This is a genomic window from Methylophilus sp. Leaf414, assembly GCF_001425425.1.
GTDB lineage: Bacteria > Pseudomonadota > Gammaproteobacteria > Burkholderiales > Methylophilaceae > Methylophilus.
The window spans coordinates 144037-156637 of the sequence record NZ_LMQQ01000001.1 but is presented as its reverse complement, the minus strand read 5'-3'; the positions used below and the strand labels follow the sequence as shown (position 1 = coordinate 156637).

Sequence of the window (12601 nt, the reverse complement as noted above, 5' to 3'; positions counted from 1 at the left end):
CATGTCTGGTAGCTTAATAGGTTTAAGCTTAAATTCCTGTAGGAATTAGTTGACTGGGATGGAGAAGGTTTGATGGAGGAGGATTAAAATTTTGGAAAGTGCATGTAGGCTCAAGTTACCATTTTGCGCTCTAGCAGGGCGGTTGAAAGCGTTCCGCTATCCACATATTCAATTTCGCCACCCATCGGCAGGCCGCGCGCGATCCGGCTGACTTTAATGCCTCTGGATTTTAGCATTTGGCCGATGTAATGAGCAGTAGCTTCACCTTCAGAAGTGAAGTTGGTAGCTAGAATGACTTCTTCAACCAGGTTATCTTGCGCACGCTTGAGCAGTTTATCCAGATGAATATCTTTCGGGCCTATACCATCCATGGGGGAGAGCTTACCCATGAGTACAAAATATTGGCCCTGGTAGCTACGTGTATTTTCCAGCATCATCAGGTCGGTAGGCATCTCCACCACGCATAGCGAGGATTTGTCTCTGTGGCTATCCTGGCAAAGGCTGCATACCGCATGCTCGCTGAAATTATTGCAATAGTCGCAATGCGCCAGCTTATCCAGGGCCTGTTGCAAGCTGGCGGCTAGGCGCTGGGCGCCTTCCCGGTCACGTTGCAGCAAATGGTAAGCCATGCGGGTAGAAGATTTAGGCCCCACTCCAGGCAGGCAGCGCAGGGCATTAATTAGTTGTTCAAGGACTGCGGGTGAGTTCAAGCGCGCGGTTCCGGTTTAAAACGGTAATTTAAAACCAGCTGGCATCATGCCACTCATTTTGGCAGAAGAAGTGGCTTCGGCCTTTGCTTTGCCGTCCTTTAAAGCGATGAGGATCAAGTCTTCCAGTGTTTCCTTGTCGTCCATGACTGAGTCATCGATCTGGATGCGTTTGACATCGTTGCTACAGGTCATAGTCACTTTGACCAAACCATTGCTGGCAATGCCTTCAACTTCAGTCAATGCCAGTTCGGCTTGCGCCTTTTGCATATTGGCTTGCATCATCTGGGCCTGTTTCATCATATTGCCCATGCCACCTTTCATCATCGTATGCTCCTAAATTTGATGTGGTTAATGTAGAGGTTTAATCGAGTTGGGCACAATGGTCGCACCCATTTCCTGCATCAGGCCCTGCACAAAGTGGTCGCTCAGTATGGCGTCTTTGGCTTGATCCTGTAATTCAGCTTTTTCTACCGCCATCTGTCTGGCCGGTGTGTTGGCTTCTTGTCCCACCTGGATAGTCAGTTTGATACGGCGGGCAAAATGGTTGTTCAAGGCACTGTTCAGTTTATCCAGGTAATTAGTGCTGGCAAGATGTTTGTGTGCGTCACCGATGCGTAGTGTCATTTGATCGGCATCATAAGATACCAGTTCGCAATTTTGTGCTAATGCCCGCACCAGCCCTAGTTTACTTAAATGATTTTCTACTAAGGATCGCCAGTTGCCATCCCAGTTTACTATCGCTGCTTCATTGTTACTGACTGGCTGTGCAGGCGCTGGTTCGTCAGTCTGTGGACTTTCGATCACCGGCTGGTTGATGACTACGGCTTCAGTGACAGTAATAGTCGTTTCCATCAGGCCAGCAGGCGTTGTACTAGCTGGTTCTTGCTGAACATTTGGAGCCGCTGCCTGACGGCTTTGCGCCAGCGCGGCGCGTGCGCCACCACTGGCAGATGTGGTGTGAGCATTATTTTCGTTTGACCCGGCATTGCCGGCAGGAGCCGCTGAAGAGGGCGCCATTGCGTCTGCTTTAAAAGCCAGCATCCGTAATAGTGTCATGGTGAAACCTGCATACGCATCTGGCGCAAGCCCGATATCCCTATGCCCCAAAATGCTGATCTGGTAATACAGTTGCAGCATTTCTGCTGAGAGCTGCGATGAAAGCTCCAGCAGGGTCTGACGTTCCGGATGGTCATCTGCAATGGCCTGAGGGTTATGCTGGGCAATCGCAAGCAGGTGTAATAAAGCTGCCAGGTCTTTTAACGCGCTTTCAAAACCTATGCTGCGCGAATCCATTTGCTGCGCAATATCTAACAAAGCTGGTGCATCGTTTGCAATCAGGGCACGTAACAACTCATACAGATAGCTCTGGTCAATCGCCCCCAGCATACTGCGAACATCGGTTTCACGGACTGACTGATTGCCATAGGCAATCGCTTGATCTGTTAGAGACAAGGCGTCACGCATACTGCCATTGGCGGCGCGCGCAATCAGTTGCAAAGCGGGGGCTTCAAACGTAATTTGTTCCTGACCAAGCACATCCTGCAAATGGGCTGTAATGGTACTGCTCGCCATTTGACGCAAATTAAATTGCAAACAGCGTGAAAGAATCGTGACAGGTACTTTTTGCGGATCAGTCGTTGCCAGGATAAATTTGACATGTGCTGGCGGTTCTTCCAGCGTTTTCAGCATGGCGTTAAATGCTTCTTTGGTCAGCATGTGTACTTCATCAATCATGTAGACTTTGAAGCGGCCAGCAGAAGGCGCATAAATGGCCTGCTCCAGCAGGCTGACCATATCTGCTATGCCGCGGTTGGACGCGGCATCCATTTCCACATAATCAACATAGCGGCCAATATCAATCGCACGGCAGGCATCACATTCACCACAAGGCGTCGCCGTGATGCCGGTGGCGCAATTTAATGATTTGGCCAGGATTCGAGAAAGGGTAGTTTTACCAACGCCACGGGTACCGGTAAACAGATAGGCGTGGTGCAGTCTTTGCTGGCTTAGCGCATTGCTTAGCGCTTGAACCACATGGTCTTGTCCGACCAGACTGCTAAAGGATTTTGGGCGCCATTTGCGCGCCAGCACTTGGTAAGACATTGCGTACTCTATTGATTAAATGTCATGAGGCAAACCAATACTTTAGCCTAAATTGCCTGATTATGTGCACATCTCTCAACTAATCTTTGAAAGGAACACATTAGAAAAATGCCGGAATGACAATACAGAAAGGGGCGAGCCCGACCCCCGGCACTTGCTTGACAGTTGTGGCTGCTTGCTTCCGCATCTGACCAGGTTGGCTATCTTACAATGCGGGGAGGCCCGCCGGCGCTATTGTATCGCAAAAGCCGGCTAGCATGGCTGAGTTTTTAAAAAGTTATGCCTTAAAAAGCATTAACGGCATAGCTAAAAAATAACAGGCAATCTGCCTTCTTATGGTCACATCGATTCACCGGATTTCACTTCACAATGTGCTTTATTTTCTATAAATTTACGCGGTAACAAATATTATGGCAACGAATGGATACTCCATGACTGCATCTGAAATTGCTCGTGAAACCATCAAGCAAATGGCGGTTCGCCGCGTGGAACCAACGCCTGATAATTACGCACAGATTTATTTGGAAATTTCTGGAAAACCGGCCAAGGAGGATGCTGCATCAGCCTTACGCAAAGCATTAAAGCAGTTACCACATGATTCTATGGAGCAAACCAACTGGGTTAACCGTTGGGAAAAAGTATTAAAGCAGGACAACTGGCAAGGACTGGCAGACTTGCTAAAAGAGGCAATGTTGCAACAACTTAGCCATTCCACCAAATGGCCTAAAGCGATCCGCACCTTGATGCAAGGCTGGGATGACAAACGTACAGGCATGGACTTAGGAAAAAAACGTGAAATGCTTGAGCGTGTGCTAATCAATTTTGGTAATGACGACACCTTGTCTGAAAAATTACTTGGCATGGCGAATAACTGGTTGCCCGCAGATGCCCGAGTTGAAGGGGTAACTGCTGCTCCCGAATCAAAAGACAAAACAGCTGTAATGGCTGCCCCAGCGGCTATTGAGCCTTTGACCAAAGAAGAATTACCTGGTGAGGTGCAGCAATTCCATAGTGCCTATACTATTTTACAAACCTTGTTGAAACAGACATTGCATCTTGGGTTAATCCCCAGGCTTGAGGGTTATCCGGATTTGCAATCAGAAGCAGTTGCTTTGCAAGAAAGCACAGAGCGCGCAAAAAAAGTAAAAGAGTGGGAGGCACTGGCTAAATCACTTAAAGCTTTGTTGCTACGCGTAGAGGTTATAGGTGCTAAAGAAGACGATGTGCGTGGCGACATTATTGACCTGCTGCATTTGCTGCTTTCCAATATTGGCGAGCTGGTGGCGGATGATAGCTGGTTAAGCGGCCAGGTCTATGCCGTGCAATCGATCATTGGCGGTCCGTTGGATCGTGCCAAGCTTAAGCTGGCCGAAAAAAGCTTGAAAGAAGTTATCTACAAACAGGGCTTGTTGAAACATAGCCTGATTGAAGCGAGAAATTCCTTTAAAACCCTGATCAGTTCATTTATCGATAAACTGAAATACATGGGTGACGCCAGCGAGTTGTATGGCGGCAAGATCGAAAGCTATGCCCAGCAACTTTCGCAAACTGACGATCTGATTAAAATCAATGAGTTAGTCAATTTATTAATGCGTGACACCTCGGTTATGCAAACCGACATCATGCGTTCTCGCGATGATCTGCTGAATCAGCAACGTGTTGCCAGCGACACACAGCAACGTATCTTAAAACTGCAAGATGAACTGACCCAGCTCAGCGAAGTCGTGCGGATTGACCAATTAACCGGCGTCCTGAACCGCCGGGGTATGGACGAAGCTTTTAGCACTGAGATAGCCCGTTATCGCCGAAATGGCGAGCCGCTAAGCGTTGCGCTGCTTGATATTGATAATTTCAAATTCTTGAATGATCAGCACGGCCATGCAGCTGGCGATACTGCATTGAAGCACCTGGCTAGTGTGGTAAAACGTACGGTGCGGCCAACGGATATCGTCACCCGCATGGGTGGCGAAGAGTTCGTGGTCATTCTGCCGAATACCAATCTGGAAGAGGCGGTGACCACCATGAGCCGTTTGCAACGCGCCCTTACCAAAGAGTATTTTTTAGGTAATAACCAGAAGTTGCTGATCACATTCAGTGCTGGAGTAGCGCTATTCCAGGAAGAAGATGACGTGGCATCGATTTTATTACGTGCTGACCAAGCCATGTACCTGGCGAAAAAAAGCGGTAAAAACCGGGTCATGACAGATATAGATTTACGGCAAAATCAGGTCTGATATATTTTTAGTTAATTTCAGCTCCATTGCAATCAAGGCTTAACGCCTAGCCTTTCTGTAAAGCATACCCACTTTTGCAAGTGTCATGGTATGCTAATTGGCATCTTACACGAGGTGCCCTGTGACCAGCTCTACCACTGATCTCCCTGTCGATAGCGTCAAAGATGCCTTGCAAGAAAGCGAGCGCAGATTTTCAGCCATTGTTTCCAGCATCCCCGGTTTGGTCTTTCAAATGCACATGACTGCTGATGCGCAAATCGTATTTACCTATCTGAGCGAAGGCTGTGAAGCGTTATTGGGCATTCCCGCTGCCGCATTGCTGAAAGATGTGCAGGCTTTTTTCAATGCTATGGATGAAAAGTCCGCCAGCCAGCTAAAGCACAAGCTGCAGCAATCTGCCCGTCAGCATAAACGGCTTGATTGGGAAGGTAAAATCTGGATTGCCGACTGGCAGGACATGAAGTGGGTTAATATCCGCGCCACCATACAGGCCCTGGGGCAGGGTGCTGTGCAATGGGATGGCATTATGCTTAATATCAGCCAGAGCAAGCAGGAAAAACTGGAAATCGAGCAGGCCAGGAAAGATTTGCAGGCACTTACCGCCCATTTAAACCAGGTAAAAGAGCAGGAGCGTGTCAGCATCGCACGCGAAATTCATGATGATCTGGGTGGCAATATGACGGCGATGAAGCTCGGTCTTTCAACCATTATCCAGAAAATTCAGAACGGCTCACCGGTAGATATTGAGCAGGCGACCATGCTGCAAGCAATTGTTAACCAGACATTCGATTCCGTGCACCGAATTTCCGGTAACCTGCGGCCTAATATCCTCGATCTGGGCTTGGTAGATGCACTAGAATGGCAAGTGAATCAATTCAAAAAACAATTGGGCTTGAAGGCAAGGTTCATTACTAATTGTGAAGAGCTGGAATGCGACCACGATAAATCGATGGCCTTATTCCGTATCTGTCAGGAAGCCTTATCTAATATAGCGAAATACGCGCAAGCCGATGAAGTACGGGTAGAATTGAACAGGGTTGAAGAAGAGTTATTCATGACCATTGCTGATAATGGCATTGGCATCGCACCAGCTGATAAAATAAAGCCGAATTCTTTTGGCTTGAGGGGTATGCAGGAGCGCGCAGCCGCTTTTGGAGGAGAGTGCTATATCGAATCCCCTGCGCAGGGTAAAGGCACTTTAATCCGCGTACAAGCGCCAGTGCGTACTGTTGCACTTTGAGATGACTTAAATATGTTTTACTTAGATATTTAGCACAGAACCAGGGAAATAATGAGGGAACGGTTTGGATACTAAAAAAATCAGAGTCATCATCGTCGATGACCACGCCATTCTGCGCTCTGGCATTAAACAGATATTGGTAGCGAGTGGTGATATTGACGTCGTTGGTGAAGCGGAAAATGTGGCGCAAGCCCTTAAATGTGTGCGTGAAATTGAAGCGGATGTGATGTTGCTGGATATCTCGCTTCCAGATAAAACTGGCATTGAAGCGCTAAAACTGATTAAGCGTGAAAATGCGGCATTGAATGTCCTGATGTTATCCATGTATATGGAAGACCAATATGCGGTGCGATCTATACGCTCAGGTGCTTCCGGCTATCTGTGCAAACATACCGCTTCTGAGGAATTACTTACTGCCATCCATACTCTGGCTAAAGGCAGGAAATATATTACCGCCAATGTGGCGGAAATTCTGGCCGAACAGGTCGGTAATGAACATGCAGCTGCATTACATGAGTCTTTGTCTGATCGTGAGTTTCAGGTAATGCGTATGATTGCTTCAGGTTTATCCGTCAGTGAAATTGCGGATAAATTAGCTTTGTCAGTGAAAACCGTAAGTATGTACCGCACGCGTTTACTGGAGAAAATGAATCTGAAACATAATGCAGATATTACGCATTATGCTATCAAGAACCAGCTGGTTGAATAGAGTTTAAGTAATAAAAAAGGCCTTTTAAAAGGCCTTTTTATTTTAACAACAATTAACTACGCGTTTTTCTTCGAGTAATTGATGAGTCCGTTGGTGGAGCTATCAAAGCAAGTGATCGCATCATTATTGTTCAGCAATGGCAGGATTTGGCTGGCAATCTGTTTGCCATATTCCACGCCCCATTGATCATAGCTGTTAATGTCCCAAATGATACCTTGCACAAAAATCTTGTGCTCATACATGGCGATCAATTTACCCAATGTAAATGGCGTTAATTGCTCAAACATGATAGATGTGGTCGGGCGGTTACCTTCAAACACTTTATGCGGCAACAAGTCTTCTAACGCTTTGCCGCTAAAGTCTTGCTTTACCAATTCTGCACGGGCTTCTTCGCGGGTTTTACCCAGCATCAATGCCTGGGTTTGCGCCAAAAAGTTAGCCAGCAAAATTTTGTGATGCTGGTCATCCGGGCTGCCGACTTTGTAATGGCTTTTTACCGGCATCAAAAAGTCAGCCGGGACCATTTGAGTACCCTGATGAATCAACTGGTAAAATGCATGCTGGCCATTCGTGCCAGCTTCCCCCCAGATGACCGGGCCGGTTTTATAGCTGACGCGGCTACCGTCACGGCAGATGAATTTGCCGTTACTTTCCATATCTGCCTGTTGCAGGTAAGCCGCAAAGCGCGACATGCCCTGATCGTAAGGCAAAATTGCATGCGTATCGACGTGGAAGAAGTTGTTATACCAGATGCCAAGCAACGCCATAATCACGGGCATATTTTGTTCCAGCGGCGCGGTTTTGAAATGCTGGTCCATGGCGTGACCACCGGCCAGCAACTGTTCAAAATTATCCATGCCTACATACAGGGCAATAGATAAGCCAATGGCAGACCATAGCGAATAACGGCCGCCAACCCAGTCCCAGAATGCAAACATGTTGTCCGGGTCAATACCGAATGCTCCTACAGCCTTGGCGTTCGTAGATAACGCTACAAAGTGCTTGGCGATGTGTTGCTCATCTTTTGCAGCCTCAAGGAACCAGCGACGTGAGGAGTGCGCATTGGTCATGGTTTCCTGAGTGGTGAAAGTTTTAGAAGCCACAATAAACAGTGTAGTTTCGGGGTTGCATTGCTCAAGTGCGCGAATCAGGTGTGCGCCATCGATATTTGAAACAAAGTGTGCTTTCAAATCAGGGCTGGCATATGGTTTCAATGCATCACAAGCCATTACCGGACCAAGATCTGAGCCACCAATACCAATATTCACGATATCAGTAATGCGTTTGCCGGTGTAGCCAGTCCATTGACCGCTGCGCACTTGTTCAGTGAATGTACGCATATGCGCAAGTACGGCATTCACTTCCGGCATTACATCTTTTCCATCGACTTCAATCGGTGTATTGCTACGGTTGCGCAGGGCAGTGTGAAGCACGGCACGATTTTCGGTGATGTTGATTTTTTCACCACTGAACATGCGGTCGCGCCAGGTTTCTATTTTAGAGTCACGGGCCAGTTGGAACAGCAGCGATAAGGTTTGTTGAGTGATGCGATGTTTGGAATAGTCCAGCAGGATGCCATCTACATTTAAACTGAATTCTTCGAAACGTTTTGGGTTTTGTTTAAACAAATCGCGCATTTGAACATTGCGGATATCACTTTGATGCTGGTTCAGCGCCTGCCAGCTAGGATGCGTCGTTAATTTTGCCATGTTATGTTGTTGCTTTATTTTTCAAGTCAATTAAATTTCAAGTCGGATAAATTCATCAGGCCCGCAAATGGCAATCCTTGAACGCCTTTTGCGAGCCGTTATTAATCGTTATAGTGTATCAATTCATTGTAACCGAAGTATGACACCCGCTAGTGGAGGTAAGTTTATGCTGATTGAGTCAGGCTGATCCATCCACGGAACAGGGTCAGTGTGACAGCCATAGCTGTTGCATACGTCGCTACCGCCATAAATCGCTGCATCACTGTTAAACACTTCTTTGTATACACCTGATTGTGGCACGCCCAGGCGATATTGATGACGCGGTACCGGTGTAAAATTAAGTACTATTATAACAAAACTATGGTCATTGCCGCGGCGAATATAACTCAACAGGGATTGACCCGCGTCCTGGCAATCTATCCATTGAAAACCCTCCTGGTCAAAGTCATGCACATGCAGGGCAGGGCTTTGCTTGTAAAGCGTGTTCAGGTCGCGAGCCAGTGATTGTACGCCCCTGTGCATATGGTGTTCGGGATAGCTATCTTCCAGCAAATGCCAGTCCAGGCTCTGGTTGACATTCCACTCGCGCCACTGTGCAAATTCGTTACCCATAAAATTCAGTTTTTTTCCAGGAATGGTCATCTGGAAGGTCAGTAGCAACCTTAAATTGGCAAATTTCTGCCAGTTATCCCCCGGCATTTTGCCTAGTAGGGATTTTTTGCCATGTACCACTTCATCATGAGAGAACGGCAATACAAAGTTCTCTGAGTAGGCATACATTTGCCCAAAAGTCAGCCGATTGTGTTGGTATTGACGATAGAGCGGATCGATCTCCATATAGGCGAGTACATCATTCATCCAGCCCATGTTCCATTTCATATTGAAACCAAGCCCACCTGTGTAGACAGGGCGTGAAACCGCTGGCCATGAAGTAGATTCTTCTGCGATCACAAGTGCACCGGGAAAGCGCTCGCCAACCATGGTATTCAGCTGCTTGAGGAATTCAATGACTTCAAGGTTTTCGCGTCCACCATAAATATTCGGCACCCATTCACCTGCATTGCGTGAATAGTCCAGGTATAACATCGAAGCGACTGCATCAACACGCAAGCCATCGATGTGGAATTCTTTAATCCAGTAATAAGCGTTGCTCAGCAAGAAGTTACGGACTTCATTGCGGCCGTAATTAAAAATATATGTACCCCAGTCGGTATGTTCACCTAATCTTGGGTCGGCATGCTCATAGAGTGCCGTTCCGTCAAAGCGTGCCAGCGCCCAGTCATCTTTAGGAAAATGTCCCGGTACCCAATCAAGGATCACGCCGATATTCGCGGCATGACATTGATCGATAAAGTACTTCAGGTCATCCGGGCTACCAAAACGCTGGGTAGGCGCAAAGTAACCAGTCACCTGGTATCCCCAGGACTCATTCAGTGGATGCTCGGCAATTGGCAATAATTCAATATGGGTATAGCCCATGCTGCTTACATGCGGAATTAAGGTATCAGCCAGGTTACGATAGGTCATGAAATGACCATTCTTATCTCGTTGCCAACTACCCAGATGCACTTCATAACAATTAAACGGAGCGTGCAGCCAGTCATGTTGCTGGCGATCTTGCAGCCATTGATCATCCTGCCAGACGTAACGACTCTGGCAGATCCGGTTGGCCGAACCTGGCCTAGGTTCAAACGCTTTGCCATAAGGGTCAGCTTTAACCACCACAAAGCCATGTTCGCGGTTGCGGATCTCAAATTTATATAAGTCATGTTCGGTCAAGCACGGGATAAACAATTCCCATACGCCGCTGCCACCCAGCACGCGCATGGCATGCACACGGCCATCCCACTGATTAAAGTTACCAACCACGCTGACACGTTCTGCACTTGGCGCCCACACTGCAAACCTGACGCCTTCTACGCCATCGATAGTCATCGGTATAGCGCCCAGGGTATTGTAGGCTTCCAGCAGCCTGCCTTCGCCAAACAGGTAAATATCCTCTTGAGGAATGGTGCTGTTAAAACTGTAGGTGTCTGTGGTTTCGTAATAGGTTTCTTGACCATGCGGTTGAATGCGTAATTGCACCGGGACGGTTAAAGCCGCTGGCGATGCAAATTCAAACAGACCCTGGCGATCAACCAACGCGAGCGGTTGCCAGGTTTTATTTACATGCACCCAGATTTTTTCGGCATTGGGCTGGAATACACGTACAAACCATGGCCCGTTCACCTCATCCTGATGAGTCCCGAGAAACTCGAATGGATTGTGATGAGTTGCATCGAGAATGCGTTGCAGGTGTTGGGAATAAATGTGATGCGATGCTGCTGATTTGAATGTCATGCTTGCAAGGTCCGTTTGACTAACCCTCATCCTAACAAAAAAAGTGAGGTTTTACGCCGTTTCCCGCGGAAATATCGTTGTCTTTGCCTGAATTATCATGCAGACTGTGGGTGTCGGACCTGCTATTTACAAGCGTTGAGTCGTGTTTTAGTTTGTATCGCTATGCATAGCTGCAGGCTGATTTTCAGGATCAGGAAAACAGGAAGGCATCATGGCTCAAGCAGTCGAATTCGTAGAACGCAGAAGATACAACCGACGGCAGGAGCGTCATTCTGACCGGTTTATCAGTACCCTTACAAAAAATACAGTTGCCATTATCCTTGCTGGAGGTCGCGGCAGCCGATTAAAAAATCTGACTGACTGGCGTGCGAAACCGGCAGTACAGTTTGGCGGTAAATTCCGCATTATCGACTTCCCGCTTTCCAATTGTATTAATTCCGGTATCCGTCGTATCAATGTCGCCACCCAATACAAGGCACAAAGCCTGATTCAGCACATCCAGCGCGGCTGGGGGTTTTTACGTGGTGAATTTAATGAATACGTGAACATTATTCCTGCCCAGCAGCGTTTGGGCGAAGAGTGGTACAAAGGTACCGCAGATGCGGTTTACCAGAATATTGACTTGTTACGCGAAAATGGCGGCGAGTACATTCTGATTCTGGCTGGCGACCATATTTATAAAATGGATTACGGCAAAATGCTGGCTACGCATGCGCGCAGTAATGCGGATATGACCATAGCCTGCATCAATGTACCGCTCGAAGATGCAAAAGGTTTTGGCGTGCTTGAAGTGGATAACACGGATCGTGTGGTTGCTTTTGACGAGAAACCACCTAACCCCAAGCCGATGGTGGATGACCCGACCCAGGCATTCGCAAGCATGGGTATTTATATCTTTAACGCCAAGTTCTTGTACGAGCAACTGATCCGCGATGCCTACGACCGCAATTCAAACCATGATTTCGGTCAGGACATTATTCCCTACATTATTAAAAAATACCGGGTGCAGGCACATCGTTTTACCGATAGCTGTGTGGGCGCACTGGGAAACAGCTTTTACTGGCGTGATGTCGGAACCATAGATGCCTATTGGGAAGCCAATATGGAACTCACAAAAGTCATTCCTGAATTGAACTTGTATGACAGTGAGTGGCCTATATGGACTTACCAGGAACAATTGCCGCCTGCAAAATTCGTCTTCAAGGACGAAGGTCGAACGGGTAAGGCAACAGATTCACTGGTATCCGGAGGCTGCCTGATTAGCGGTTCAAGCGTCTCCAACTCGGTATTATTCTCCGGTGTGCATGTGGCTGATTACTGCGACCTTGATGGCGCAGTCATATTGCCTAAGGTGAAGATCAACCAGGGTGTCATCCTTAAAAATGTTGTGATTGACCGCGGTTGTGACATACCGGCAGGCATGCAGATTGGCGTAGATTTAGTTCGCGACAGCAAACGCTTTTACGTGTCCGAAAAGGGCATTGTGCTTGTCACGCCAGACATGCTGGGTCAGGATTTGTATCGTGTAAAGTAATTTATAGAACTATGTAAGTCGA

Annotated in this window: 9 protein-coding genes and 1 other RNA gene; 4 read left to right on the top strand and 6 right to left on the bottom strand. The window is 47.5% G+C overall.

Annotated features, from left to right (window positions below; genetic code table 11):
• Positions 1 to 110: 110 nt before the first annotated feature.
• The 4 genes from recR to ffs form a co-directional block, all read right to left on the bottom strand.
• On the bottom strand, positions 111 to 710 hold the full coding sequence (gene recR / locus ASG24_RS00685; protein ID WP_055825256.1) for a recombination mediator RecR: 600 nt from the start codon (positions 708 to 710) through the stop codon (positions 111 to 113).
• Positions 711 to 725: 15 nt separating this feature from the next.
• The gene (locus tag ASG24_RS00680; RefSeq protein ID WP_055825253.1) at positions 726 to 1034 is read right to left on the bottom strand and encodes a YbaB/EbfC family nucleoid-associated protein; all 309 of its coding nucleotides are present in this window, start codon (positions 1032 to 1034) and stop codon (positions 726 to 728) included.
• Between the two features lie 24 nt (positions 1035 to 1058).
• Complete coding sequence (dnaX, locus tag ASG24_RS00675; protein WP_055866680.1) at positions 1059 to 2813, bottom strand: DNA polymerase III subunit gamma/tau; 1755 nt, start codon at positions 2811 to 2813, stop codon at positions 1059 to 1061.
• A gap of 130 nt (positions 2814 to 2943) precedes the next feature.
• An RNA gene (ffs, locus tag ASG24_RS14285) (signal recognition particle sRNA small type) lies at positions 2944 to 3040 on the bottom strand.
• Positions 3041 to 3244: 204 nt separating this feature from the next.
• Between ffs and ASG24_RS00670 the strand changes: the two genes are divergently transcribed.
• The 3 genes from ASG24_RS00670 to ASG24_RS00660 all read left to right on the top strand — a co-directional run bounded on the left by ASG24_RS00670 (position 3245) and on the right by ASG24_RS00660 (position 6996).
• On the top strand, positions 3245 to 5047 hold the full coding sequence (locus ASG24_RS00670; RefSeq protein WP_055866679.1) for a GGDEF domain-containing protein: 1803 nt from the start codon (positions 3245 to 3247) through the stop codon (positions 5045 to 5047).
• A 121-nt stretch (positions 5048 to 5168) separates the two neighbouring features.
• Positions 5169 to 6287 carry a sensor histidine kinase gene (locus ASG24_RS00665; RefSeq protein WP_235562267.1) on the top strand — a complete coding sequence of 373 codons (1119 nt, stop codon included), beginning with the start codon at positions 5169 to 5171 and terminating at the stop codon, positions 6285 to 6287.
• A gap of 64 nt (positions 6288 to 6351) precedes the next feature.
• Positions 6352 to 6996, top strand: coding sequence for a response regulator transcription factor (locus ASG24_RS00660; RefSeq protein ID WP_055825240.1), 645 nt, complete (start codon positions 6352 to 6354; stop codon positions 6994 to 6996).
• A gap of 56 nt (positions 6997 to 7052) precedes the next feature.
• On the opposite strand, the gene pgi is transcribed toward ASG24_RS00660, so the two are convergent.
• Both pgi and glgB read right to left on the bottom strand, forming a co-directional pair.
• The gene (gene pgi, locus ASG24_RS00655; protein WP_055866676.1) at positions 7053 to 8705 is read right to left on the bottom strand and encodes a glucose-6-phosphate isomerase; all 1653 of its coding nucleotides are present in this window, start codon (positions 8703 to 8705) and stop codon (positions 7053 to 7055) included.
• A gap of 123 nt (positions 8706 to 8828) precedes the next feature.
• On the bottom strand, positions 8829 to 11045 hold the full coding sequence (glgB, locus tag ASG24_RS00650; protein ID WP_055866674.1) for a 1,4-alpha-glucan branching protein GlgB: 2217 nt from the start codon (positions 11043 to 11045) through the stop codon (positions 8829 to 8831).
• A gap of 211 nt (positions 11046 to 11256) precedes the next feature.
• On the opposite strand from glgB, the gene glgC reads away from it, so the two are divergent.
• Entirely contained in the window at positions 11257 to 12579 is a 1323-nt protein-coding gene (gene glgC / locus ASG24_RS00645) for a glucose-1-phosphate adenylyltransferase (RefSeq protein WP_055825230.1), read from the top strand.
• Positions 12580 to 12601 lie beyond the last annotated feature (22 nt).